At 72.1% G+C, this 24,670-nt stretch carries 23 protein-coding genes; 9 read left to right on the top strand and 14 right to left on the bottom strand.

Translation table 11 applies throughout. The annotated features are described in order from the left end of the window. The first annotated feature begins 19 nt into the window (after positions 1–19). From SCNRRL3882_RS37475 to SCNRRL3882_RS37450, 5 genes are all read left to right on the top strand, one after another. Positions 20–721: an energy-coupling factor ABC transporter permease gene (locus SCNRRL3882_RS37475; RefSeq protein WP_010040795.1), complete on the top strand. Its 702-nt coding sequence runs from the start codon at positions 20–22 to the stop codon at positions 719–721. Beyond that, the gene (locus SCNRRL3882_RS37470; protein ID WP_010040797.1) at positions 718–1,086 is read left to right on the top strand and encodes an energy-coupling factor ABC transporter substrate-binding protein; all 369 of its coding nucleotides are present in this window, start codon (positions 718–720) and stop codon (positions 1,084–1,086) included. The genes SCNRRL3882_RS37475 and SCNRRL3882_RS37470 overlap by 4 nt, the downstream gene beginning before the upstream one ends. Before the next feature lie 5 nt (positions 1,087–1,091). Further along, the gene (gene cbiQ, locus SCNRRL3882_RS37465; RefSeq protein WP_010040802.1) at positions 1,092–1,841 is read left to right on the top strand and encodes a cobalt ECF transporter T component CbiQ; all 750 of its coding nucleotides are present in this window, start codon (positions 1,092–1,094) and stop codon (positions 1,839–1,841) included. After that, positions 1,838–2,692, top strand: a complete 855-nt coding sequence (locus SCNRRL3882_RS37460; RefSeq protein WP_010040804.1) for an energy-coupling factor ABC transporter ATP-binding protein — start codon at positions 1,838–1,840, stop codon at positions 2,690–2,692. The genes cbiQ and SCNRRL3882_RS37460 overlap by 4 nt, the downstream gene beginning before the upstream one ends. Positions 2,693–3,073: 381 nt before the next feature. Beyond that, positions 3,074–3,730, top strand: coding sequence for a maleylpyruvate isomerase N-terminal domain-containing protein (locus SCNRRL3882_RS37450; protein ID WP_010040806.1), 657 nt, complete (start codon positions 3,074–3,076; stop codon positions 3,728–3,730). Here SCNRRL3882_RS37450 and SCNRRL3882_RS37445 read toward each other — a convergent pair. Continuing rightward, the gene (locus SCNRRL3882_RS37445; RefSeq protein WP_010040808.1) at positions 3,718–4,371 is read right to left on the bottom strand and encodes a hypothetical protein; all 654 of its coding nucleotides are present in this window, start codon (positions 4,369–4,371) and stop codon (positions 3,718–3,720) included. The genes SCNRRL3882_RS37450 and SCNRRL3882_RS37445 overlap by 13 nt on opposite strands. 371 nt (positions 4,372–4,742) lie before the next feature. Here SCNRRL3882_RS37445 and SCNRRL3882_RS37440 point away from each other — a divergent pair, with 371 nt between their 5' ends. Next, a complete protein-coding gene (locus SCNRRL3882_RS37440) occupies positions 4,743–6,557 on the top strand; it encodes an ABC transporter ATP-binding protein (protein WP_078602846.1) in 1,815 nt (604 codons plus the stop codon). A 66-nt stretch (positions 6,558–6,623) separates the two neighbouring features. Here the strand turns inward: SCNRRL3882_RS37440 and SCNRRL3882_RS37435 are convergent, their stop codons facing one another. Next, a complete protein-coding gene (locus SCNRRL3882_RS37435) occupies positions 6,624–7,208 on the bottom strand; it encodes a hypothetical protein (RefSeq protein ID WP_010040812.1) in 585 nt (194 codons plus the stop codon). A gap of 299 nt (positions 7,209–7,507) precedes the next feature. Here SCNRRL3882_RS37435 and SCNRRL3882_RS37425 point away from each other — a divergent pair, with 299 nt between their 5' ends. After that, on the top strand, positions 7,508–7,954 hold the full coding sequence (locus SCNRRL3882_RS37425; protein ID WP_010040814.1) for an SRPBCC family protein: 447 nt from the start codon (positions 7,508–7,510) through the stop codon (positions 7,952–7,954). Positions 7,955–8,056: 102 nt separating this feature from the next. Here SCNRRL3882_RS37425 and SCNRRL3882_RS37420 read toward each other — a convergent pair whose 3' ends face one another. After that, complete coding sequence (locus SCNRRL3882_RS37420; protein WP_050810247.1) at positions 8,057–9,724, bottom strand: alpha/beta hydrolase; 1,668 nt, start codon at positions 9,722–9,724, stop codon at positions 8,057–8,059. 356 nt (positions 9,725–10,080) lie between these two features. Here SCNRRL3882_RS37420 and SCNRRL3882_RS37415 point away from each other — a divergent pair, with 356 nt between their 5' ends. Both SCNRRL3882_RS37415 and SCNRRL3882_RS37410 read left to right on the top strand, forming a co-directional pair. Continuing rightward, the gene (locus SCNRRL3882_RS37415) at positions 10,081–11,280 is read left to right on the top strand and encodes a hypothetical protein (RefSeq protein WP_010040819.1); all 1,200 of its coding nucleotides are present in this window, start codon (positions 10,081–10,083) and stop codon (positions 11,278–11,280) included. A gap of 11 nt (positions 11,281–11,291) precedes the next feature. Next, entirely contained in the window at positions 11,292–11,879 is a 588-nt protein-coding gene (locus SCNRRL3882_RS37410; RefSeq protein WP_010040820.1) for a hemerythrin domain-containing protein, read from the top strand. Between the two features lie 82 nt (positions 11,880–11,961). Here the strand turns inward: SCNRRL3882_RS37410 and SCNRRL3882_RS37405 are convergent, their stop codons facing one another. The 11 genes from SCNRRL3882_RS37405 to SCNRRL3882_RS37355 all read right to left on the bottom strand — a co-directional run bounded on the left by SCNRRL3882_RS37405 (position 11,962) and on the right by SCNRRL3882_RS37355 (position 24,573). Further along, positions 11,962–12,183 carry a hypothetical protein gene (locus SCNRRL3882_RS37405; protein WP_010040822.1) on the bottom strand — a complete coding sequence of 74 codons (222 nt, stop codon included), beginning with the start codon at positions 12,181–12,183 and terminating at the stop codon, positions 11,962–11,964. Next, the gene (locus tag SCNRRL3882_RS37400; RefSeq protein WP_010040824.1) at positions 12,180–12,611 is read right to left on the bottom strand and encodes a hypothetical protein; all 432 of its coding nucleotides are present in this window, start codon (positions 12,609–12,611) and stop codon (positions 12,180–12,182) included. The genes SCNRRL3882_RS37405 and SCNRRL3882_RS37400 overlap by 4 nt, the downstream gene beginning before the upstream one ends. Before the next feature lie 133 nt (positions 12,612–12,744). Next, positions 12,745–14,004, bottom strand: a complete 1,260-nt coding sequence (locus tag SCNRRL3882_RS37395; RefSeq protein ID WP_010040825.1) for a nucleotide sugar dehydrogenase — start codon at positions 14,002–14,004, stop codon at positions 12,745–12,747. Positions 14,005–14,030: 26 nt separating this feature from the next. Continuing rightward, the gene (locus tag SCNRRL3882_RS37390) at positions 14,031–15,653 is read right to left on the bottom strand and encodes a class I adenylate-forming enzyme family protein (protein WP_010040826.1); all 1,623 of its coding nucleotides are present in this window, start codon (positions 15,651–15,653) and stop codon (positions 14,031–14,033) included. Then, complete coding sequence (locus SCNRRL3882_RS37385) at positions 15,650–17,377, bottom strand: CoA transferase (protein WP_010040827.1); 1,728 nt, start codon at positions 17,375–17,377, stop codon at positions 15,650–15,652. The genes SCNRRL3882_RS37390 and SCNRRL3882_RS37385 overlap by 4 nt, the downstream gene beginning before the upstream one ends. Further along, positions 17,374–18,234 (bottom strand): methyltransferase domain-containing protein, encoded by an 861-nt coding sequence (locus SCNRRL3882_RS37380; protein WP_010040829.1) that lies wholly within the window; start codon positions 18,232–18,234, stop codon positions 17,374–17,376. Before SCNRRL3882_RS37380 ends, SCNRRL3882_RS37385 begins: the two co-directional genes overlap by 4 nt. 22 nt (positions 18,235–18,256) lie before the next feature. Then, entirely contained in the window at positions 18,257–19,834 is a 1,578-nt protein-coding gene (locus tag SCNRRL3882_RS37375; protein ID WP_040903329.1) for an AMP-binding protein, read from the bottom strand. 11 nt (positions 19,835–19,845) lie between these two features. Next, positions 19,846–21,225 (bottom strand): protoporphyrinogen/coproporphyrinogen oxidase, encoded by a 1,380-nt coding sequence (locus SCNRRL3882_RS37370; protein WP_029181241.1) that lies wholly within the window; start codon positions 21,223–21,225, stop codon positions 19,846–19,848. After that, positions 21,222–22,199, bottom strand: a complete 978-nt coding sequence (locus tag SCNRRL3882_RS37365) for a UbiA family prenyltransferase (RefSeq protein WP_010040833.1) — start codon at positions 22,197–22,199, stop codon at positions 21,222–21,224. The genes SCNRRL3882_RS37370 and SCNRRL3882_RS37365 overlap by 4 nt, the downstream gene beginning before the upstream one ends. A 26-nt stretch (positions 22,200–22,225) precedes the next feature. Then, positions 22,226–23,350: a DegT/DnrJ/EryC1/StrS family aminotransferase gene (locus SCNRRL3882_RS37360; RefSeq protein WP_010040834.1), complete on the bottom strand. Its 1,125-nt coding sequence runs from the start codon at positions 23,348–23,350 to the stop codon at positions 22,226–22,228. Then, positions 23,347–24,573: a DegT/DnrJ/EryC1/StrS family aminotransferase gene (locus SCNRRL3882_RS37355; RefSeq protein WP_010040835.1), complete on the bottom strand. Its 1,227-nt coding sequence runs from the start codon at positions 24,571–24,573 to the stop codon at positions 23,347–23,349. The genes SCNRRL3882_RS37360 and SCNRRL3882_RS37355 overlap by 4 nt, the downstream gene beginning before the upstream one ends. Positions 24,574–24,670 lie beyond the last annotated feature (97 nt).

Genomic DNA, 24,670 nt, shown 5'->3' with positions numbered 1-24,670 from the left:
GGAGAGGGTCTGCTGAGCCATGCACATTGCCGAGGGTTTCCTGCCTCCGGCGCACGCGGTCGCCTGGGGCGTCGCGTCTGCGCCGTTCGTCCTCCACGGAGTCCGGTCGCTCACCCGTGAGGTGCGCGAGCACCCCGAGAGCACCCTGCTCCTCGGCGCCTCCGGCGCCTTCACGTTCGTCCTGTCCGCCCTGAAACTGCCGTCCGTCACCGGCAGCTGCTCCCACCCCACCGGCACGGGCCTGGGCGCCATCCTGTTCCGGCCGCCCGCCATGGCGGTGCTGGGCACCATCACCCTGCTCTTCCAGGCGCTGCTGCTCGCGCACGGCGGTCTGACGACGCTCGGCGCCAACGTCTTCTCCATGGCGATCGTCGGGCCCTGGGCGGGCTACGCGGTGTACCGGCTGCTGCGCCGCTACGACGTGCCGCTGATGGTCGCCGTGTTCTTCGCCGCGTTCGTCGCCGACCTGTCCACGTACTGCGTCACCAGCGTGCAGCTGGCGCTCGCGTTCCCCGACCCGGGCAGCGGGTTCCTGGGCGCGCTCGGCAAGTTCGGCTCCATCTTCGCCGTCACCCAGATCCCGCTCGCGGTGAGCGAGGGGCTGCTGACGGTGCTCGTGATGCGGCTGCTGGCGCAGTCCAGCAAGGGCGAACTGACCCGGCTGGGTGTGCTCCTCGACAAGGAGGAGTCGCGCAGCGAGACCGAGGCGGTGGCCCGATGAGCAGGAACACGAAGATCAACCTTCTGCTGCTGCTCGCCGTGGCCGCGCTGGCCGTGCTGCCGCTCGCGCTCGGCCTCGGCGACCACAAGGAGCAGCCGTTCACGGGCTCCGACGGTGAGGCGGAGACGGCGATCACCGAGATCGAGCCGGACTACAAGCCCTGGTTCTCCCCCCTGTACGAACCGCCGTCCGGTGAGATCGAGTCGGCGCTGTTCTCCCTCCAGGCGGCCCTCGGCGCCGGTGTCCTCGCCTACTACTTCGGCCTGCGCCGGGGCAGGCGGCAGGGTGAGCAGCGGGCGCGCGAGCGGGACTCGGAGAACCCGGCGGCCGGCACCGCCGAGGAGTCCACGGCCGAAGGGGCCTGAGCCGGGTGCTGCCGATCGACGCGGCGGCGCACAGCAGTCGCTGGCGCCGCCGCCATCCCGTGGACAAGGCCGTGCTCGGGCTGGGTCTGACCCTGCTGGCGATCTCGCTGCCGCCCTGGCCGGGCGCGGCCCTGGTGCTGCTGACCGCCCTGGTGGTGCTGCTGGGTCCGGCGGGCGTCCCCGGGGGCCGGCTGTGGCGGGCCTACCGGGTGCCGCTCGGTTTCTGCGTGACCGGCGCACTGACGCTGCTCGTGCGGGTCGGCGGGCCGGGCGGCTTCGTCTCCCTGGCCGGTGACGGGCCGGTCCGGGCCGGGGAGTTGCTGCTGCGCACCTCGGCGGCCTCCCTGGGGGTGCTGCTGTTCGCGTTCACCACGCCCATGTCCGACCTGTTGCCGCGGCTGGTCCGGGCCGGGGTGCCGGCGCCGGTCGTCGACGTCGCGCTCGTGACGTACCGGATGAGCTTCCTGCTGCTGGACTCCGTGCGCCGGGTCCGTGACGCGCAGGCCGCCCGGCTCGGGCACACCACGCGGGCCGCCGCCTGGCGTTCCCTGGGCGGTCTCGGCGCCACCGCGTTCGTCCGGGCCTTCGACCGGGCGGTCCGCCTCCAGGCCGGTCTCGCCGGGCGCGGTTACGACGGCACCCTGCGCGTCCTGGTGCCCGAGGCCCGTGTCTCCGTCCGCTTCACGACGGCCAGTTGCGTACTCCTCGCGGCGCTGGCCGTCCTCACCTTCGTACTGGAAAGGCCGCTGACATGAGCGAGCCCGCCCTCGTCGCCCTGCGGGGCGCGTCCTTCGCCTACGAGGACGGCCCGGCCGTGCTCAGCGGCCTCGACTTCGAGATCCGCGAGGGGCGCGCGCTCGCGCTGCTCGGCCGCAACGGCAGCGGCAAGACCACGCTGATGCGGCTCCTCAGCGGCGGACTGCGGCCCCACGAGGGCCGGTTGACGGTCGACGGGCAGCCGGTGACGTACGACCGCAAGGGCCTCACCCGGTTGCGGACGACCGTCCAGCTGGTGGTGCAGGACCCGGACGACCAGCTCTTCGCGGCGTCCGTCGAGCAGGACGTGTCGTTCGGGCCGCTGAACCTCGGTCTGGACGACACGGAGGTGCGGGCGCGGGTGGCGGAGGCGCTCGCCGCCCTGGACATCACCGCCCTCGCCGACCGGCCCACCCATCTGCTCTCCTACGGGCAGCGCAAGCGCACGGCCATCGCGGGCGCGATCGCCATGCGGCCCCGTGTCCTCATCCTCGACGAGCCGACGGCCGGACTCGACCCCGACGGCCAGGAACGGCTCCTCACCACGCTCGACGGACTCCGTGAGGCCGGCACCACGGTGGTGATGGCCACCCACGACGTCGACCTCGCCCTGCGCTGGGCCGACGACGCGGCGCTCCTCACCCCGTCCGGGGTCCGCACCGGGCCCGCCCCCACGGCCCTGGCCCGCACCGACCTCCTCCGGGAGGCGGGCCTGCGACTGCCGTGGGGAGCCGCCGCGGCGGAACTCCTCCGCGCGCAGGGGCTGCTGACCGGCACGGAGCCGGGGCCGCGTACTCCTACGGAACTCGCCGCCCTCGCGACCGGACGGCCGGGCACGCCCGGAGGCTGAGGGGCGCCCTCTCCGTCGCTGCCGTCAGCGCAGGACCGGCGGTGTCCCGTCGGCATGCCGCAGGATGGTGCGGACGGTCGCGCGTGAGGGGGCCGGCCGGAGCGCGGTGTTCCGCACGGCGACGGCAAGGGGGAGCTGCTGCCGCGACCGGGCGCTCGGTGATGGCGCGCAGCACGGTCGATCCGCTGCAGGCCGGGCCGGGGTGCTGGGAACGCAGTCGGCTGCCCGCTCCGTCGGCGGCCACGGCCGGATCCGCGGCGGCGGCACTCCGACGGTCCACGCCCGCCGGCACCGCCCGCAGCGGGAGTTGGCGGGGGGACGCCGGTCAGCAGGAGGGGTAAACGCTTGTCCGCCCTCGCGGCGCGGCACTACGTTGCCGGTGTGGATCTCTTCTCACGCTCCTGGACGGCGTTGCGCGCGGCGGTCGCCGAGTTGGCCGACGAGGACTTCGCCCGGCCGTCCGGCTGTACCGGCTGGCTGGTGCGGGACCTGGTGTGCCATCTGGTCATCGACGCGCAGGACGTCCTGATCACCCTCGCCACCCCCGCCGACGGGGAACCGACCCGTGACGCGCTGACCTACTGGGAGATCTCCGACACGCCGCCGACCGGAGACGACCCGCTCGACGCGCTGACCGTCCGGCTGGCCGCCGCGTACGAGGATCCGCACCTGCTCACGTTCCACCTGGACGACGTCGGCTCCGCCGCGGGCCGTGCCGCGGAGCTCGCCGACCCGGGGCTCCGGGTCGGCACGCGCGACGAGGTTCTCACCGTGGGCGACTACCTCTCGACGTACGTCATGGAGTGGACGCTGCACCATCTCGACCTGATCGCCCACCTCCCGGACGCCGCGCCGCCCCCCGCGGAAGCACTCGCCCGGTCCCGCGAGATGCTGGAGCAGATCGCCGGGAGCGCGTTCCCCCCGTCGTTCTCCGACCGGGACGCGCTCCTCGTGGGCACGGGGCGGCGGGCACCGACCGCGGCAGAGCGGGCCGAACTGGGCAGACCCGGCTCCAGGTTCCCGCTCTACCTGGGCTGAGCGGGTAACCGGCGGGTGGCGCTGCGATACGTGGAGATGCCCAGCGCGAGCAGCCAGTAGCTGAGGATCGCGCCCATCGACGCGGTGGTGCCCCAGCCGTTCGCCGCGTAGAAGTGCGCCGGGTCGTTGCCGAAGAACAAGGACGGCACGAAGAGCAGATTGACACCAGCCAGGACGTAGGCGGAGCGGCCGGTCCAGCGCGGCAGCAGGTGCGTGCGGGAGATGCCGAAGCCCACCGTGGCCAGGAACAGCGCCAGCAGCACCCGGCCGATCGACCCGTAGAGGATGTAGGTGCCGCTGACGGTGATGGTCGGATCGATCGGCCGGTCCGCGGCGATGACCGCGCCGGCTTCCAGCCCGCTGGAGACCAGGGTGACCGTCCCGTAGACCAGACCGGTGGCGAAGGCCATCGAACCCACCCACTCGTAGGCCGGGTTCACCCGTTTGACCAGCTCACGGAAGGCCGTCACGAACACGATCAGGAACACCAGCGCGAAGATGCCGAGCAGCAGCCTGGTGAGGACGTTCGCGTCCGGCGGCGGGCCGGAGTAGATGAAGTACAGCGGCACCTCGATGATCAGGGCGGCCGCGGCGGCGATGCCGGCGAGGCCCGTCAGGCGCCTGGCGAAGGTCTCGTTCATGGGTCCCCCGAAATCCGGTGGCGGATCGCTCGTCGGCCGGTCGCCGACGACACACATGCTGCCGCCCCCGGCACGGCCGGTCCCTGGGCCTGGACACCCGATGCGGGGGTGGCTCTACCGACACCCCCGTGCACTCACGTCCGGCACTGCCCGGCCGGCCCCGCACCACCGCCCCGTACCGCCCCGAGTCCGCCGACCGTGCCTCTTGGCGCTCCCTGCGCACCACCGCCCGGCCGGAAAACTCTTGGACGCCGCGGTCGCCGTCGCGGGACACTTCCGGACTCGACCCGAATCTCCACACATCCGTTGCGGCGATGGCCCCTGCCCGCACCAGCGCGTGGCGGGCGGCCACAGAACGACACAGGGGTGGGATGGAAACGCCTGGAACGCGCAGGGTTCAGCCGGGCAAACGCTCGGTACTTCTCGCACTTCGTTACTACGGACGGGAGTTGGCCCGGCTCCGCCGGCTGACGGCACCCGCGATGCTGCTCATGGCGCTGGGCAACATCGGAATCAACTACGTCGCGCCGCTGATCGTCGCCAAGCTCGTCGGCGACATCGCCGACGACAGGGACGTCACCGTCGACTCGACGCTGCCGTACGTCCTCGGCTTCGCCGGGGTCCTGCTGTTCGCCGAGGCACTGTGGCGCGTCGCCCTGCACTGCCTCAACCGCCTCGACGCCCTCGGCATCGAGCACCTGTACGTGATCGGGATGGACGAGCTGTTCGCCAAGGACGCCGCGTTCTTCCACGACAACTTCGCCGGTTCGCTGACCAAGCGAGTCCTGAGCTTCGCCTCGCGTTTCGAGCAGTTCGTGGACACGCTGACGTTCCAGATCGTGGGCAGCTTCGTGCCACTGGCGTTCGGGGCGGTGGTGCTGTGGCGCTACGAACCCCTGCTCGTGGTCGGTCTGCTGGTGATGATCGCGCTGACCGGGGTCCTGGTCGTGCCCCTCGTCCGGCGCCGCCAGGCGCTGGTCGACCAACGTGAGGAGGCGATCGCCCGGGTGTCGGGCCACGTCGCCGACAGCCTGATGAACATGGACACGGTGCGGGCGTTCGCCGCGGAGGAGCGCGAGGCCGCCGAGCACCGCTCCCGGGTCGCCACCTCACGCCGGCTCACGCTGCGGTCGTGGGACTACGGCAACCTCCGCATCGACACGCTGGTCGCGCCGATGTCGGTGCTGACCAACGCGCTGGGCCTGCTGCTCGCCCTCACGCTCGCCGGGGACGGGAACGGCGTGGAGGCGATCGTGGTGGCCTTCACCTACTACAGCAACGCGACACGGATCATGTTCGAGTTCAACCAGATCTACCGCCGGCTGGAGAGCTCGATGACGGAGGCCGCGCAGTTCACCGAGCTGCTCCTGACGCCTCCCACCGTGCTCGACCCGCCGTCGCCGGAACCGCTGCGACCCCGGTCCGCCGGCATCCGCTTCGAGAAGGTGACCTTCGCGCACCGGGGCGGACGGCCGTTGTTCGAGGGTCTCGACCTGGACGTGCCGAGCGGGGCGAGGGTCGGCCTGGTCGGCCGGTCCGGCGGCGGCAAGACCTCCCTCACCCGGCTGCTGCTGCGGATGACGGACATCGACGGCGGCCGCATCCTCGTCGGTGGTCAGGACATCAGCCGGCTGCGCCAGGCAGACCTGCGCGGCCAGATCGCGTACGTGCCGCAGGACCCGGCGATGTTCCACCGCACCCTGCGGGACAACATCGCGTTCGCCCGGCCGGACGCCACCGAGGCCGAGGTCCGCCGCGCGGCCGAGGCGGCCCATGTCACGGAGTTCGCCGACGCGCTGCCGGACGGCTTCGACACCATGGTGGGCGAGCGCGGCATCAAGCTGTCCGGCGGTCAGCGCCAGCGCGTCGCCCTCGCCCGGGCGATCCTGCGCGACGCGCCGATCCTGCTGCTCGACGAGGCGACCAGCGCGCTGGACTCGGAGAGCGAAATCCTCGTGCAGGAGGCGCTGTGGCGGCTCATGGACGGGCGGACCGCGCTGGTGGTGGCGCACCGGCTGAGCACGGTCGCCTCCATGGACCAGCTCGTCGTCCTCGACCGCGGACGGATCGTCGAGCAGGGTACGCACCAGGAGCTGCTGGCGCTCGACGGCGCGTACGCGAAGCTGTGGCAGCACCAGTCGGGCGGGTTCCTCGACGACACCACGGGGCGGGCCGAGGTGCTCTGAACGCGGCGCTGGTCCGGAGGCCGTCTCTCCTCGCCCGAGCGGAGACGACCTTCGCACGCGCCCTCGTCAGTGGGCGAAGGGCGGCTCGAAGCAGCCGGTCTCCGGGTACGGCCCGTTGGCCCGGGCCTCGAAGTTCGACTTCTGCACGAACGCCGTGACGCAGGCGTCGTCATGAACGCGCAGCGCCACCCGTGCCCCCTCGGGCGTCACGTAACCGTCGTCCTTCCAGCGCGGGGACATCCCGGTGACGGTGAGCGTCCCGCCGAGCCGCTTGCCGTCCTTGGTGACGCGCTCCTCCTCGTAGCCGAGCCGGAGCAGGGCCGCCCGCACCGTCGCGGGGTCCCATTTCCGCTGCCTCCAGAGCCTTTCGAGCACCGGCCTGATGCGGCCGGCCTCCCGCTCGGCGTCCTTCGCGTGGGCGGGAGACATCTCACGCGACCGGCGGGACGCGTTGTTCTCGTTGTAGTGCGGGGCCCCGTCACCGGCTCCGGGCTCCACGTACGGCGAGGCGGCACCCTCGGCCACGCTGGGAGTGGCGGCCCGGGCCGTCGGGTCCGAGGCGTGCAGGTCACCGCATGCGCAGAGGGCGGCGACGAGAACCAGGGCGACAGCGGCAAGCGGACCCCGGCCGAGGGGTGTTGAGGCGGACATGGAGGGACCTTCTCATGGCGGCCGACCATTCGAATCGGTAGGTGCGCGGACGCGACTGGGTACGCGTACTCAGACATGGGGCCGGGAAGGCGACTGTGTGCCATGGCGTCCGACGATCCCCTGGCCCGGCGCTGCTCCGTGAGACTCGCGGACATCGGCGGGCGTGCGCTGTGCTCACGACGCTGTACGGCACGGGCTGACCCGGCACGCTCGTCGTGCGCCCACCTTGGGCATCGAGGATCCTGGACACAGCAGGCAACCGCCGGATCCAGCCCGGCCGACGACAGGGCAGCAGCGCCATGACGATCGACGTGTCCGCGGAGCGCGTGATCCCGCTCCCGCCCGAACGGGTGGCCGAGTACGCCATGGACTGGCGCCATGACGCCGAGTGGACCCAGGGCATCCGCACCGCGGAGCTGACCCGGGAGGCGGATGAAGGCGGCTTCGGCGTGAACGCCGAGATCACCCGGACGGCATACTTCCTCGGCCGCCGCATCCACTACGTGCTGCGCGTGGCCGCGTACGAACCGCCCCGCCTGCTGGACATGATTTCCGTGGCCGGACCGATGCCCATGCACGTGACGTACGCCTTCGAGCCGGACGCACGCGGCACCCGCGCCCGCATTCGCGTCCGGGGCGGCGAAGGCGGCTTCTACCGGCTGGCCGCGCCACTCATGGCCCGGCAGGTCCGCTCCTCCCTCCGCAAGGACCTGCGCGACCTCGAACAGCGGCTCATCGGACGGTAGCGGTGTCCGGACGCTCCGGCGCCCGGGACGCAGGACGGGGCGGGACCCCGCGAGGAGGTCCCGCCCCGTCGTCAAGGGGTCATGCTGCAAGGGGCCGTGCGATCAGAAGCGGTCCGGGGCACGCTCCGGGAGAGGAGACCCGGGGAGCACGTCCCGCTTCTGGTTCTTCCGTGCCTCCGCGTTCGAGTCGGCCGTCGCCTCGCAGGTCACGTCCTTGGCCGGGAGCCTGCCGGTGAGCAGGTAGGCGGTGACCGTGCCGTCCGTGCACGCGTTGCCGCTCGGGTAGACGCCATGGCCCTCGCCGCCGCGGACGGTGACCATCTTCGAGCCCTTCAGGTCGGCGTGCAGGGCCTGACCGCTGGGCAGGGGGGTCTGCGAGTCCCACTCGTTCTGGACGACCAGGGACCCGACCCTGTTGTGCACCTTGGTCGCCGGTTCCACGGACTTGTCCCAGAACGCACAGGGCTTGATGCTGGACGCGAAGTCACCGAAGAGCGGGTAACGGCCCTTGTCCTCGATGGCGTCCCGCCGGTAGCTCTCGGCATCGCGGGACCACGCGGCCGAGTTGTCGCCGCACACCACGGCCCAGAAGCTCGCCGTCATGTTGTCCGTCGGCACCTCGGCGGCATCGGCCGTGGCGCCTGCCGTCCGAGTCCCCTCGGACCCGGTGAACGCCGCGAGCTTCTTCGCTGAGGCGGGCCGGCCGGCCGCGGCCTCCTTCAGCTCCACGAACGCCTCGGTGGCGTACTGCGGGCTGAAGAACGCCGCCCGCAGGCCGCTGCGGATGTCATCACCGGTGATCGGCTGGCCCTCCACCTCGATGGGCTTCTCGTCGGCCTGCGCGACCAGGTCCCAGAAGGTCCGGTCGACCTTTTTCGGGGTGTCACCGAGGCCGTACTGCTCCGAACGCTCGGCGGCCCACTCGGTCCACCGGTCGAACGCGGGCTCTGCGCCCTCCGCCCACCACTGGATCATCCCTCGCCAGGCGCGCGCCGGATCGACCGCGCTGTCCAGCACGAACCGGTCGGCCCGGCCCGGGAAGAGCTGCGTGTAGACGGCGCCAAGGTAGGTGCCGTACGAGTAGCCCACGTACGAGATCTTCTTCTCGCCGAGGACCGCCCGGAGCAGATCCATGTCGCGTGCGGTGTTGCGCGTGGTGATGTGCGGGAGCTTGTCGCCGGCCTTCTCCTCGCACTTGTTCGCGACGTCACGTGCCCAGGCGACGTCCTTGTCGAACGTCTCCTCCTTGTACGGCCGCAGCCAGTTCTCCTCCTCCGGCTCCAGAGCGCAGGAGACCGGGCTGCTCCGCCCCACGCCGCGCGGGTCGAAGCCGATGAGGTCGTACTTCTGCCGTGCGGACTCGGGGAGGCTCTCCCGCATCCCCAGCGGCATGTAGAGCCCCTGCCCCCCTGGGCCGCCGGGGTTGGAGAACAGGACACCGTGGCGCTTGCCGGGTGTGGTGCTCTTGATCCGGGATATGGCTAACTCGATCCGCTTGCCCCCGGGTGCCCGGTAGTCCAGCGGGACCTTGATCGTGGCGCACTGGAACTCCGCCGGGGAGTCGGTGTCGCACCGCTTCCAGCGCGGCTTCTGCTTCATGTACGGGTCCAGCGCGCCCTTGGATGCGGTCGAGGAGGCGGTCGACGGGGTGGCGGCCGGAGCCGCGGTGGCCGTCGAGGTGACGAGCGCGGGAGCCAGCGTTGCCGTGACACTCACGGCCAACAGGGGCGCGAGACGTCGTCTGCGCACGATATCGATCCTTCCTGTCATACGTTCGGACAGGAAAGATCTTTCAGTGGTCGGCCAGGCCTGCGGATCCCTCACCGGGCTGTACTTCGCCTCCACCCCAGGAAGGAGACAACAGCCGTGAGTGGTCCCCGAGTTGTAGGTGACCGGGTGTCAGGGAACCGCCCTGCCGCACCTCTCGTGCGCACCGCCGACGGGCAGTCCCGTCGGCAACGGGCCGTGCCGCTGGTCGAGTGACTGCCGCGGCACCGGTCCGGCGCGGGAGCCGCGGTCCGGCGCCCACGAGGTCAAGCATGGCTGGCGCTCAGCCCCCTCCCGGAGAGTGATCTACCGCTGAGGGGGGACCTGCGTATGCACCATCGACCGCCCCGGAGGCACAGGTGACCTTCAACCCCCTCGAACAACGCGGTATCCCCCTGGACCGCCAGATCAGGAACTGGCGCGAGCTGAACGTGGCTCCCATCGATCCCGATCACTGCGACCCCTACACCCGCTGCCGGATCATCACGATGAACGGCATCGAGGTCGAGGCGATCATGTTCAGTCACCAGCTGGCCCGCAACACCGTCGATCCCGAGGTGAAACGCCGGCTGGCCGAGACGCGCTACATCGAGGCACAGCAGCAGAAGGCGGTGAACTGGCTGCTGCCCGGGGTGTCGTCGGTGCTGGAGACGACCATCGCCTACGAGCAGGTGGCCGTGGACCTGACCGCGTGGGTGGCGCGGATGGAGCCGGACCCGTACCTGAAGCAGGCGTACCAGTTCGGCGTACTGGAGGACTTCGACCATCTGTACCGCTACGCGAACCTGTACGAGATGATCGAGCACCGCAAGGCGGACGCGATCGTCCAAGGCCTGACCGAGGTCATGCCCGGCCGGCCGACGAAGTACCACCACCGCCACCCGGTCGACAACGTCCGCGACCCGTACGCCAAGGACGAGACGAACCCCTTGTCGAAGCTGCACGCGCTGACGATCATGTCGGCGGAACAGCAGACCATGAACTTCTACATGAACACCGGCCCCACCTACATGGAGCCGATCGCCCGTCAGCTCTACCAGGAGATCGGGCTCATCGAGGAGGAGCACGTCACCCACTACGAGTCGCTCGTGGACCCGGGTGAGACGTGGTGGGAGCAGCTGGTCAACCACGAGTACAACGAGTGCTACCTCTACTACTCCTTCATGGAGCAGGAGAGCGATCCCAAGGTGAAGGCGATCTGGGAGCTCCACCTGAACCAGGAGCTGGAGCACCTGCACATCGCCTGTGACCTGATGCGCCGGCACGACGGGCGTGACCCGGAGTCGGTCCTGGCGCCGCGGCTGCCCGACGTCCTGACCTTCGAGCCGAACAAGGCGTACCTGCGGGAGCTGCTCGACACGCAGATCGACCTGACGACGCTCGGAGCCGGATACGTCCGGGAGGCGCACGAGCGGTTCGAGAAGCTGCAGGAGCAGATCCACGGCGGTGAGGCGCCGCCCAGCGAACGGGTGATGACGCAGCACGACGAGATGTTCGGGCGGGAGTACCGCGTCGAAACCGAAGGGGAACACCCCGATCCCGCCCTGCGGGAGAAGTGAGGAGACCGGTCATGGAGCTTCACACGCCGCAGGCCGGCGACGACGCCGTCCCGGACGTCGACGTGGTGGACCTGCTCATGCGCCAGCACGGGGACATCCGCAACCTCTTCGACGAGGTCGAGGCCGCCGAAGGCGACGCCCGGCAGGAAGCCTTCCGCCGCCTGGTGCGGCTCCTCGCCGTCCATGAGACGGCGGAGGAGGAGGTGGTGCACCCGTTCGTCCGCCGCAGCGTCGCCGGCGGTGAGGACGTCGTGGAGGACCGCCTCGCGGAGGAGCGGTCGGCGAAGGAGACGCTGAGCGCCCTGGACGGCCTGGACACAGACGACCCCAAGTTCCTGCCGCAGCTGCTGGCGCTGCGCACCGCGGTCCAGGAACATGCCCGCGCGGAGGAACGCTACGAGTTCATCCACATCAGGCGCAGCGCCGATGCCGGTGCACTGGCGTCACTGGCCAAGGGGGTGAAGGCGGCCGAGGCCATGGCGCCCACTCGGCCTCACCCGGGCGTGGAGTCCGCCGGGGCCAACGTGGCGCTCGGTCCGGTCGCCGCCCTGATGGACCGGACCCGCGACGCCGTTCGCGCGGCCATGGGCCGCGACTGATCGTCTCACCGGCACATCAGCGACCTGGTCCCTGCTTGGGCAGGGACCACGGGGCCACCCGCCGCCTCGCGCGTGGTGCCCGTCACGGGCCGGACCAGCCGCTCTCCCACTCCTCTCGCCCCTCCTGGGGCTTTCTCTGGGGCTCTTCCTCGGGCTTCTCGGTCTCCTCGTCCGCGCGGTCCCCCTCAGCCTGCGACGGGGTGGTCCGTGGCGCGTCGCGACGACCGGCCTCGTCCGGCTCCGGACGCGTCTTTGTGACCTCCTGGCGCTCGCCCTCTGCCTGGGACGGGGTCTGCTCACTCATCGTCGGCCTCCTCGGTGCGAACGCGGTGTGCTACTCCTGGCGTGCCTGTTGATGCTCTTGCCCGGGGCGGAGCGCAGCCAGGCGGCGATCCAACCGGTCTGCATCGCGGCGTCGAGGAGGTACGTGGGCCGGATCCGGCCCTTCGGGACGTAGATGAGATCGATGGCCAGCAAGGTCAACGCGGTGCCGAGACCGATGCGGCGTGCCTGCGCCGGGCCCTGCGGGGACGGCGCGGCCGCGAGCTGGGAGACTCCGGCGGAGACCAGCAGGCCACCCGTCGTCATCTGGAGCCAGACGTCGACCTTCGGGCCGAACACCCACTCGAAGCTGCGCAGGTGCAGCAACGGCCACAACCCGCCCACGACGTTGAACGCGCCGTGCGCCATCGCGACCGTGTGCGCCCGTTCGGGCGCTCTGGCCTCGATCATGTGCCGTCCCTTCGCCTGCGTGGCGACGGCCGGGTACCCGGTCGGCCCGGCAGGAAACGAAGGTGCCTCGGCCGGGCATGCCGAGTCGGCGTGTGCCCCCCGCCGGCGCGCGGCTCGCTGCCCACGGCGGACGTCAGAGTTGATGGGCGCGGGTGCCGCGCAACCGGCCCCGGGTGTCCAGCAGCAGTCGGGCGTGCTCGGGCAGCCGGTCCAGCGGAACGGTGTCGTGGTCCTGCACCAGGATCGTGAGGTCCGCGTCCGCGGCGGCGCCCAGTGCGTCGACGGACCGCTGCACCGGTTCGCCGCCCGGCGACCAGGCGTCGACGAACGGGTCGTGATACGTGACGTCGGCGCCGCTCTCCCGGACCAGCCGGGCGATCGCGGCGGCCGGGGTGGACCGCAGGTCCCTGCTGTTGCGCTTGTAGGTCACCCCGACCAGCAGCACCCGCGCGTCGCGCAGGGCCCTTCCCCGCTCGTCGAGCAGGTGCTCGGCGCGCCGCACGACGTGCGCCGGCATCCCGGCGTTGACCTCCTGCGACAGCTCGACCAGCCGCAGCGGGATCCCGCCGGTGCGCGCCCAGTGCGTGAGATAGACGGGATCGACCGGGATGCAGTGCCCACCCACACCCGGTCCGGGCCGGAACTCCTGGAAACCGAACGGTTTCGTGCGCGCGCAGTCGAGGGCCTCCCACACATCGACTCCCAGTGCCCGGGCGGCGACGGCGAGTTCGTTGACCAGGGCGATGTTCACGTTGCGGTAGGTGTTCTCCAGGAGTTTCGCCAGTTCGGCCTCGCGTGCGGAGCCTGCCTCCACGACTCGGTCGCACAAGTGCCGGAAGAAGTCGGCGGCGACCGCTGTGCACCTTGGGGTGCAGCCACCCACGACGCGCGGGGTGTTCCGCACACCGAAGGTCTCGTTGCCCGGGTCGATGCGCTCGGGTGAGAAGGCGAGGGAGAAGTCCGTTCCGGCACGGAGTCCGGAGGCCTGCTCCACGATGCCACGGACGACGTCGTCCGTGGTGCCCGGGAAGGACGTCGACTCCAGGACGACGAGGGTGCCGGGCTTCAGACGGTCCCCGAGACCGGAGGCGGCGCGCCGCACATGGGAGAGATCGGGTCCGCCCGTGTCGTCCAGAGGTGTGGGGACGCAGATCACGGCGACCGAGGCCTCCGCCGACAGGCTCTCGTCGGCGGACGCCCGGAAACCGGCGTCCAGCATGGCGGCGAGGTCGGCATCGTTGACGTCGGGGACGTGCGAGTGGCCCGCGTTCAGGGATGCGGCGACGGACGGGTTCTCGTCGATCCCTGTGACACGCATGCCGGCGCGGCACGCCTCCCGGGCGAGCGGGAGACCGGTGTAGCCGAGTCCGATGACGGCGACGCTGTTCATCATGGTCTTCGTGTCCCAGTAGCTCGGAGTCAGCGGATGTCGGAGGTCCTACGGGCAGCCAGGAGCGCGAGGGTCCGGCGGCAGGTCTTTCCGCTGGGGCCGAGTGGCATCTCCTGGACCAGCAGCAGGAGTTCGGGGAGTTTTCGGCGCTCCAGTCCGCGCTGGGACTCCAGGAACGTCGTGAGTTCCTCCAGGTCCGGCGCCGGCGCGCCCGGCGCCTTGCGGATGCACGCGCACAGGCGCTCCCCCAGTTCCGGGTCGGGCACACCGACGCAGGCCACCTCGGCCACGGCGGCATGCGCGGCGAGTTCGCGTTCCACCTCCGCCGGGCTGATGTTGTAACCGCCTCTCACGACGATCTGCTTGATGCGGCCCAGTACGTGGAGCCTGCCCTGGTCGTCCAGGAACCCGCGGTCGCCGGTGCGCACCCAGCCGGTCGGGGTGCGGTAGCGGGCGTCGAGGCCGGGGTCGGCGACGTAGCACAGGGGTGTCATGGGGCCTCTGGCGCAGATTTCGCCGGGCTGTCCGGCCGGTACGGGGGCACCGGTGTCGTCGGTGATGCGGATCCGCGCCACGGCCGGGTCGGGACGTCCCGTGCCCGCCTCGGGCCGGAGCCCGGTGGCGGCGGTGTGGCAGTTCACGCCGTCGGATGATCCGTAGACGGTGATGACGGGGCGGCCGAACCGGGCGCGGCACGCCTGTGCGGTGGCGTCCGGGAGGGGCGCGCCGCTGGAGACGACGGCCTGGAGGCCGGTGAAGTCCTCCTGGGGCGTGGGGGGTTGTTCGGCGATGCGGTGCAGCATCGTGGGCACGCCGAAGACGTGGGTGGGACGGTGCTCGACGATCGCGCGGAGTGCCGCGGCCGGGTCGAAGGAATCCTGCACCAGCAGCGTTCCGCCGAGGGCGGCGAGGGTGACGCAGGTGCCGCAGGAGCCGAAGGAGGAGGCCAGCGGGACGAGCACGAGGTTGCGCATCGGGCCGTCCCCGGCGTGCAGGGCACGTACGTAGGTGGCGCGGCCGCCGGCCATCGCGTTGTGGGAGTAGGCCACCATCTTGGGTTCGGCCTCCGAGCCGGAGGAGACCAGAATGCGGGCGGGTGCTTCGGGGTCGACGGGACGCGGCACGAAGGGCCGCTGCGCGGGCGCATTGAGTGACTGCGCGGTCCGGTGGCCCTCCTCGAAGGTGAACACCGTTTGGAGGTAGGGCAGTTGAGCATGTGGCACCGCGTCGGAGGAGTGGGCGACGATGACCGCGCGGGCGCGGGCGCGGGCGAGCAGGCTCGCCGGGCCCCGGCTGCCGGGCCCCGGCGGATAGGGCAGTGCCACCGCTCCGATCGCGGCGACCGCGAGTTCCGCGGCCACCGCGTCGCGCCCGTTCGGCACCCGTACGGCAATGATGTCCCGTTCGCCCAGGCCTTCTTCGGCGAGCCGGGCGGCGATGTGCCGTACCCGGGTGTCGAGTTCGGCGTAGTCCGCCGTGCCCGCCGAGTCGATGACGGCCGTCCGGCCGGGGTGCCGCCGTGCGTGTCCGGAGAAGAGCGTGTACAGGTCACGGTCGGGGCAGTGGCCCTGTTCGGACCAGGCGCGCCGCACCGGGGCGGGCACCAGGTCACGGATCTCGACGCCGGCGTTCGATGTCCATCCGGCCCTCATGAGAACTCCCAGGGTGCGAGGGGGGCCGCGTACTCCCCGACGGTCAGCGCCGGAGCGAACCGCGGGTCGCGGGCCAGGTCCGCGAGGCTGGTGCACACCGGCGTGGCGGCCACGCCCGCTGCCGCCAGGTCGGGCAGCCAGTCGGCGGTGGACCGCGTCCGGGCCCGGGAGGCGACCGCGTCGGCGCCCGCCGAGGCGCCGAGGCCGAGCGCTCGCGCGAGGCGCTCCGGCCGCTCACGGGCCTGCGGTCCCAGCGAGATGTACCCGTCCCGGGTGCGCAGCGGTCGGTCCAGTGCTGCGGGCCGTCTCCGCCCGCGGGGCACGAGGGCGGCGGCGGAGTACAGGGAGGAGTCCACGCGACCGCCCCTTCCGGTACGCAGCCGTGCCAGCAGTGCCGCCAGGACGCCGTGCGCGCAGGTCAGTCCGCCGAGGACGTCGGTGAGCGTCATCAGGGAGGGCGCGGGCGGCTCGTCCGCGGGCCGCACGGCGGCGGCGAGGCCGCTGTGCGCCTGGACCAGGTAGTCGGTCCCCACGGGTGGCTCCGGCCCCAGGGCGTCGCCCCAGCCGGAGGCCCACGCGTACACCAGTCCGGGACGCGCCGCACGCAGGTCTTCGGCGTCCAGCCCGAGCCGGGCCGCCTTGCCCGGCGCCCAGTTGTGCAGGAACACATCGGCCTCGGACACCAGCTCACGGACGGCCCGCCGCCCCGCGTCCGTGGTGAAGTCGATCTCCATGACGGGCTTTCCGGCGCTGAGGGCGCTGAAGCGGGCCGAACACGTGCCTGCCATCGGAGGGATGCCGCGCATCGGGTCACCGCCCGGCGGTTCGATCCGTAGGACGTCGGCGCCCAGGAGCCGCAGGACATGGCCGGCCATGGGCCCCTGGACGCGTCGTGCCGACTCGACGACCCGCAGTCCCTCCAGGGGCGCCGCTGCCGTGCAGGCCCTGTCGATCGCGGTGCCGCCCGGTTCCGGGAACGGTGTGAGGGTCCACGGCGGCGTCACCGTGGGCGGCAGGGGGTCCCGCCGTACGGGCAGCACGGCGGCACCCGACCGGTCCGCCGCCGACCGGACGGCCGTGAACGAGGCACGCCGCACGGTCGCGGACAGTGCGGGAGGCAGCGCGCAGGTGGCGGTGGCGAACCGCTGCTGGAACGACCGCCATCCGCGACCGGTGTCGGCACGGTCCGCGCCGAGCAGCCGCCAGAAGTCCAGCCATCGCTCGGCGTCGAGGGCTTCGAGTTCGAAGCGCACGCCGTCGGCGGAGACGAAGGGGCAGCCGGTTACCAGCTCTTCGCCCGTGCGGGCGAGGCCGTCTTCTGGGTCGTCGCCGTCCGCGGTCGCTGCCGCGAGGTACTGGGCGAGGGCCAGCAGCGCGGCCTGGCCCACCGACGTCCGCACCCGCGTCACGTCGGCTCCGGCGGCCCGCGCGAGGAGTGCCGCGCAGACTCCCTGGGCCGCCAGGACGCCCGCCACCGTGGAGGCGTAGTCGACGGCGAGCGGGGCCGGGCGTCCGGCCACCCGGCCGTGGACGTGCATGATCCCACAGGCCGCCTGGACGGCTCGCTCGTCGGCCAGGGGGACGGAGAGCGGGCCCTGCCAGTCGATCTCCCAGCCGACAGTGGCGGTGGCGGGGTCGCCCACCAGGTCGAGGAGGTGGGCCGCGACCCCGGCGGCCACCGGCGCTGTGGCCGGGGCTGCGGCGCGCGGCACGCAGAGCGTCATCGGGCGTCCTGCGGGAGTGGCCGCAGGCCGTCGTCCGCCTCGTCGGCCTCGTCGGCCCGCGGGCGCCGGCCGTGTACGGAGTAGACGACGCTGGACGCGGCGCAGAACGACGGGTCCCGCATCACCGCCCGTACGTCCGCCAGCTGCGCCTCGGTCAGGCCCGCGGCCAGGAGTTCGTCCCGCAGGTGGTACGTGTGGTTGAGCTGCATGAGCAGGCCCGGCGACCCCGCGGCGCGCAGTTCGATGCGCGGTCGCGGGTCGATGTCGACGAGCCCCGCGGCACGCATCGCGGCCGGCGCGTGCCGGGCCCAGTGGGGGTCTCCCCCGCCGGCCCGCAGGACGGCGCACTTGGCGTCGAGGAAGGCCGCGTAGAGCCGCGCGGACTCCTCGTCCGGGGTGAGCAGGGGCGGTTCGTAGGAGGCGTCGAACTCCTCGATGTGCAGCCACCCTCCGGGCTTGAGGGCGCGCACCAGTTTGGCGAGGACGGCGAGCCGCTCGGGCAGGTGCTGGAGGACGAGCCGGGCGACGACGAGGTCGAAGGCGGCCTCGGGGAGCGGATCGCTCACCACGTCGTGCTCGACCGCGGTCAGGCACGGCCCTTCCTGGAGGTGGTGCGGCTTGACGTCGGTGGCCATGACCTCGCCGGTGGGGGCGACGCGTTCGGCGAGCCACCGGGCCACGCTGCCGCTGCCGGAACCGACGTCCAGGCACCGCCACCCGGTGGTGACTCCGGTCTCGGCGAGCCTTGCGAAGGTCATGGGGTCGTAGGCGTCGGTGAGGCAGCGGTGCAGTTCGTCGCTGTGCACGCTGTCGTTGTCGAAGGCGTAGCCCGGGGCGGGGCCCTGGCTCTCGCGCATGTCGTCTCCCCCTTGTCCGGTGTCAGGTCCACCGGCCGGAGCCGCAGGTGCCGGTACGTCCGGTGAGGTGGTGCAGCAGCTCCCGGCGCCGCACCTTGCCGGTGCCGGTGCGCGGCACCTGGTCCCAGGTGAGTGCGACCGGTTCGCGCAGCGGCGGCAGGTCGCGCACCGCTTCCTTCCAGCGGGCCGGGTCCACACGGCCGTCGGCGGTGACCACGACGGGCAGCGGATCCCGGCCGGGTTCGGCGAGGACGACGCACTCCAGGGCGTTCGGCAGCCGGGCCTCCAGGAGGTCCTCGGTCCGCAGGCAGCTGAGCTGCGGGGTGCGGTCGACCTCTCGGTCGAGGAGTTCGATGCTGCCGTCGCGGTTGCGCGCGCCGATGTCGCCGGTGTTCCACCAACCACCGTGGCGCTTGGCCGACCAGCGGTCCTCCTCTCCGACGTAGCCGAGGGCGCAGGCGGCGGTCCTGGCCAGGACCAGACCCGCGTGCCCCGACGGCAGGGGCCGGAAGGTGTCGGGGTCGACCACCCGCAGCCGTGTCTTCACGGGCACCGGACGTCCGAGGTTCCGGGTTCCGGTCCCGCCCGACGCCCGGCGGACGGACTGCCGGGTGTGGAAGCGGAAGGTCAGGGGGCCCGTCTCGGTCTGCCCCCATCCCTCCATCCACACGGGACTGCGGTGCCGGCTCGCACCGAGGTACGCGCGGACGGTGGGGGGATGCACGGCGTCGTACGTGCTGATGACCATGCGGACGCGCCGGAACGGGTTGTCCAGTCCCTCGGTCAGCGGCTGGAAGCGCACGAACGAGGCGGGCAGCGCCTCCAGGACGGTCGGCGGATGGGCGCGCAGCACGGGGTCGGCGAGGTTCGGGTCCTGCGTGGTGATGATCGAGATCGCGGCGGGGCCCCTGCACAGGGCGCTCGCGGTCCAGCAGAACGTCCTGCCGTGGGCGAAGGCGCTCGCGTTGGCGAGGACATCGGTGCGCCGCAGGCCGATCCGCGGCAACCGCACGCACTCGAACCGCGCCAGCTTCCCGATGATCGTGCGGGTGGAGTGCACCACCAGCTTGGGCACACCGGTGGTGCCGGAGGTGTGGTTGATGATCAAGGGCTCGTCGTCGTGGCGGCGGTGAGGCCCGGGAGCGGTGTGTCCGCGTACGTCGTCCAGGCCCAGCGTCCCCGGCACGGCGCCGTCCAGCACCAGGGTGGCCCGTGCGGTCGAGGCCAGGTCGGTGCCCTCCTTCCGGCCGCGTGCCAGCACCTGTGCCGTCGTGACGAGCAGCGCGGGGCCGAGCCGCGCCAGCAGCGTGCCCAGCGCCTCCCCGGACAGGTGCGCGGACAGCTGCGCGGGTACGGCGCCGACGCGCACGGCGGCGCAGGCCAGCAGGTCGTAGTCCCAGTGGTTGTCCTTGACGATCGCCACCCGGTCGCCGGGACCGGCCCCGGCGGCGGCCAGCCAGCCGGCCGCCTCCCGTACGAGCGCGGCGAGGTGCGGGAGCGTGTGGTGGGTCCGGGCGCCCGCGTCGATGTCGAACGGCCGGTCCAGGTGGACGCGGGTGCCGACCTGTTGCTCGGCGCACTCGTCGAACAGGACGCCCATGTCGTGCGGTTTCACGAGACGTTCTCCTCGGTCGGGCGGGAGGCGGGGCGGGGCCGTCCGGCCGACCGCGGTGGCCGCAGCCGGCTGAGGACGCGAGAGGCGGCGAGCGCGCCCGAGCGCACGGCGCCTTCGCTGGCCGGCCGCAGCATCACCCAGTCCCCGGCGTACTCGACCGGCCGTACGGCACGCCGCATGAACGGCCCGCGTCGGCGCAGGGCGTCGGGAGTGGCCTCCGGCAGGCCGTGGGGGAAGGCGTGCACGAAGTGGCGCCCGGCACTCTTCTCCAGACCGGGGACGTACCAGGTGGCCGCGCGAACGAGCCGCTCGGCGGTCTGCCGTTCCGGCGCGGTCAGCAGGTCGGGGATGCTGCGGGCGTCGGCCATCAAGGTCAGCAGCCCCTTGCCGGCGGGCGCCCGGTCCGGGTGCTTGGCGTGGTCCACGATGATCGCGGAGAGCACGTCGTCCTCCGCGTCCGGTGTCAGCAGGACGTACAGCGGCTTGCGGCACGCAGGTGCGAGCGGCCGGTCCAGCAGGCAGCTGACCTTGAGCGTGGGGGTGAAGGTGCAGGCCGACAGGAACGACAGCTCGTCGGCGGGGGCGCCGGCATGCAGGCGCGCGGCGACCGGGGCGGGCACGCTGAGGACCACCGAGCGCGCCGTGACGCTGTCGTTCCCGACGCGCAACCGCACGCGGCCCTCCTCGGTGACGACCTCGTGCACCTGACTGCCGGTGACCACGTCCAGTCCTTCGGCCAGCCGCCGCGCGAGCAGGTCCATGCCGTCGCGGTACGTCCGCCAGCCGGTGGCCGGACCCACCTCCAGGAGCAGGCTGAGCATCGGTGCGACGGCGGAGCGCGCCGTGTCCCAGCCGAAGAAGCTTCCGGCGACCGGCTGCAACAGGTAGTCGTGCACGTCCCTGTGGTACCGGCGCGCGAACTCCCTGGCCGTCAGGGTCCCGGCCGGGGTCCGTTCGGGGTGGTCGGCGTCGAACTCCCGGCGGTGCGACGCCGTCCAGGCCAGGATCCGGGCGAGGTCGAACCGGGCTCGGGGCGAGAGCCCGGCGCCGGTGAGCACCGCGGAGGGGTCCGCCGCTCCCGGGTGGGCCCGTCCGCCGCGCCACACGCCGACCGACGTGCCGATCCGTGGCACGTCGCGGTGCGGCACGCCCAGCCGTGACAGCAGTTCCCAGGTCGCGCGGTAGCCCTGCGCCGAGATCTGCTCGGCGCCCTCGTCGATGGTGTATCCGTCGTGCCGGAAGCTGCGCATCCTGCCACCGACGTGCTCCTGCTGCTCGTAGACCCGTACCTCGAGGCCCGCGCGCCGCAGTTCGTGCGCGGTGGTCAGTCCCGCCATGCCCGCGCCGACCACGGCCACGTCGAGATCAGGGCTCATCCGGTGGCCCCCGCGCCGACGATCAGGTTCGCCGTGATCAGCAGCACGGTGCCGACCCGGTGTGCGGGGAAGCCGAGCTTGCGGGCGCGCATGATGTCCCCGTGGCGGAAGCCGGTGAGGAACTGCCGCACGCGCAGCGCGGTGACGGGCAGCATCAGGAACACGAACCACCACGGGGCGATCCCGGTGGCGGAGGCGACGGCGCCGGTCAGGAACTCCGCCGCGGAGAGCGACCCGATGAAGACGGCGTTGCCCTTGGGCGACACCAGGCACGCCACGGTGCGACGCCCGACGGCCTGGTCCCCGGGGATGTCGTTGGTGTTGGAGTACACACCGAACAGCAGCGGTCCGAAACCGAAGAGCACCCCTTGCACCAGCACGAATCCGGAGAAGTGGCCTGCCGCGAGCCCGTACGCGCCCATCACCAGGGCCGCGCCCAGCCCGGCGAGGAAGATCTCCTGGAAGCCGCGGTAGCTGATCTTCAGCCCGTAGGAGTACTGGACGGAGACCACGAACAGGACCACGACCAGCGCCACGGTCCAGGTGGGCCGGTGCGGGGCGGTCGCCACGGCGGCGGCCCACAGGGCGGCGCCGGCGGCGGCCGTGGCCCACCCGAAACCGAGCGCTTCGCGCAGGGTCAGGGTCCCCGCCACCAGCGGCTTGCGCAGCTTGTTGCGCAGCGGGTCGTCAGGACCGTAGTTCGCGGCGTCGCTGCCGTCGCGATAGCCGGTCACGTCGTCGAGGGCGACCATCGCCACGATGACGCAGACCGCGCCGGCAAGGAACAGGGTGAGCGTCACGATCGTGGTGGGCCGCAGACCGGAGACGGGCAGCAGCACCGCGGACAGTGCCACGGCGACGCTCGGGTAGTAGTCGTAGACGTCGAGTTTGCCCAGCCGGGCATAGCTGCGCAGTTTGCTCTCGGGACGTGCCGTTTTGGACGTGAGCGGTCCGGCCTCGGTGCGGGTCGTCATCTGCTCCGCTCCTTCGAGTGGTTCGGTCAGCGGCTGCGGCTCAGCCCGGCGTACGCGCAGACCGTGTCCGCGATGTGCTCCACCTGGGCGTCGGTGAGGCGGGGGTGGACCGGGATGGCCAGTTGGCGTCGGCTGGCGCTCTCCGCGTGCGGCCAGCGCCGGCCCGCGGGCGCGAACCGGGTGAAGGCGGCCTGGTGCGGCAGCGGGAGCGGGTAGTAGACGTGGCTCTCGATGCCCCGGTCGGCCAGATACCGCTTCAGTTCGTCCCGCTCCTCGACGAGCAGCGAGTACACGTAGAAGCAGCGGCCGTTGCGGCCCGGCGGAGGGGGCAGCACACCGCGCTCGGCGAGCGGTGTGAAGCGTTCGGTGTAGTGGTCGGCGATGCGGGCCCGGCGTTCCAGCAGGTCGGGAAAGCCGCGGAGCCGGTGGAGCTGGAAGGCGGCGAGCACTTCGTCGAACCGGCTGTTGTAGCCGGTTCGCGGGTAGACGAACCGCTCTCTCTGCCCGTGGTTGCGCAATGACCTGACCGTGCGGGCCAGTTCGGGGTTCATGGTGACGACGGCGCCGCCCTCGCCGGCTGTTCCGAAGGTCTTGACCTGGACGAAGGAGAACACTCCGGCCTCGCCCCAGGTCCCGGCGGGGCGGCCGTCGAGGACACCGCCCTGCGCGACCGCCGAGTCCTCGACGAGGCGCACTCCGTGCCGCCGGGCGATCTCGCTCATGCGGGGCATGTCGGCCATCACCGAGAACATGTGCGCGGGCATGATGGCCCTGGTCCGGTCGGTGATCGACCGTTCGACCTGGTCCGGGTCGGCCACTATCGTCCACGGGTCGATGTCCGCGAACACCGGCGTCGCCCGCAGCCCCGCCACGGTGTTGGCCAGCGGAGCACAGCCGTAGGCCGGTACGACGACCTCGTCGCCGGGTCCGATGCCCATGGCGTGCAGGACGAGGGTCAGCGCGGAGGTGCCGCTGGAGCAGGCCACGACGTCGGCGGCGCCGAGCGAGTCGCGCAGGGCCTCCTCGAAGCGGGCGGTGTGCTCGCCGAGCAGGAACCTCTGCTCCGGTGCGGTGCCGATGTCGTGGACGAGGTCCATGAGCTGCTGCCGGTCGTCCTCGAAGAGGTCCGGGGGAAAGAAGGGAACCGTCACGCCGGCCTCCCCGTCGTGAAGCGGCGGACGAGGTCGCACACCGTGTCGACGTCGTCGAGGCTCATGTCGGGGTACAGCGGGAGGGCGACGGTGCGCTCGCAGGCCCTCTCGGCATGCGGGAAGTCGCCGCGCCGGTACCCCAGATGGGCGAAGCACTCCTGGAGGTGCAGCGGGGCCGGGTAGTACGTCTCGGTGCCCACGCCGTGCTCGGCCAGGTACCCGGCCAGTTCGTCGCGCCGCTCGACCTCGACGAGGTAGACGTAGAAGACGGGGTCGGTCCGCGCGGTGCGGGGCACCACGGTGGGCAGCCGGAGTACGCCGGGCGTGCCGGACAGCCGTTCGGTGTAGGCGGCGGCGAGCCGGGCCCTGCGCGTGATGTCCTCGTGCAGTCGGGTCAGTTTGGCGAGGAGGACGGCCGCCTGGATGTCGTCCATCTTGCTGTTGACGCCGTTGACGGTGGTCTCGTTGCTGATGCCCGGGAAGTGGGCGAGCGTCCGGCCGAAGCGCCCGTGGTGACGCAACGCCGCCGCCGTCTCGGCGAGTTGGGGGTCGTCGGTCAGGATCGCGCCGGCGTCGCCGATGGCCCCCAGTGTCTTGGTGGGGAAGAACGAGAGCACGCCACCGGATCCGAGCAGTCCGGCATGGACGCCGTTCCACCGCATGCCGATGGCCTCGGCGCTGTCCTCCACCACGGTCAGCCGGTGGTGGTGCGCGATGTCGAGCAGCGCGTCCATGTCGGCCATCTGGCAGAACAGGTGGACGGGCATGATCACCCGGGTGCGTGGAGTGACCGCGTCGGCCACGGACTTGGGGTCGATCGTGTAGGTGACGGGGTCGATGTCGGCGAAGACCGGGCGGCCGCCGGCCAGTACGACGGAGGAGGCCGAGGCCACGAACGTGAAGGCGGGGACGACGACTTCGTCTCCGGGCCGCAGGCCGCAGGCGCGCAGAAGCAGGACGAGGGCGTCGGTGCCGCTGTTCACGCCGACCGCGTAGCGTGCGCCGGTCCACCGGGCCAGTGCCTCCTCGAACCGGGCGACCTGCCGGCCGTGCGAGAACTTGCCGTCGTCGAGGACTTCGGTGAGCCGGGACCGGATGTCCGGCCAGAGCGCTTCGAAGGTCCGGGCCTGGGTGAAGAAGGGCACCTGTACCGAGGTGTCGTGCCCGGTGCCGGTCGCCCGGCCGCGCCTGCCGTCCCTCGGTCCGGGGGATGCGCTGGACATGGTTCCTTTCGTCGCGCCGAGGCGCATCGGAGTGCCGGCGAGGGGTGACGCCGGCGCTCCTCGTGGGCCGGGGAGCGCCGGACGCGGGAGGGGTGGG

The sequence above is a fragment of the Streptomyces chartreusis NRRL 3882 genome, from assembly GCF_900236475.1.
Lineage (GTDB): Bacteria > Actinomycetota > Actinomycetes > Streptomycetales > Streptomycetaceae > Streptomyces > Streptomyces chartreusis_D.
This window is presented reverse-complemented; position numbering and strand designations above follow the sequence as displayed.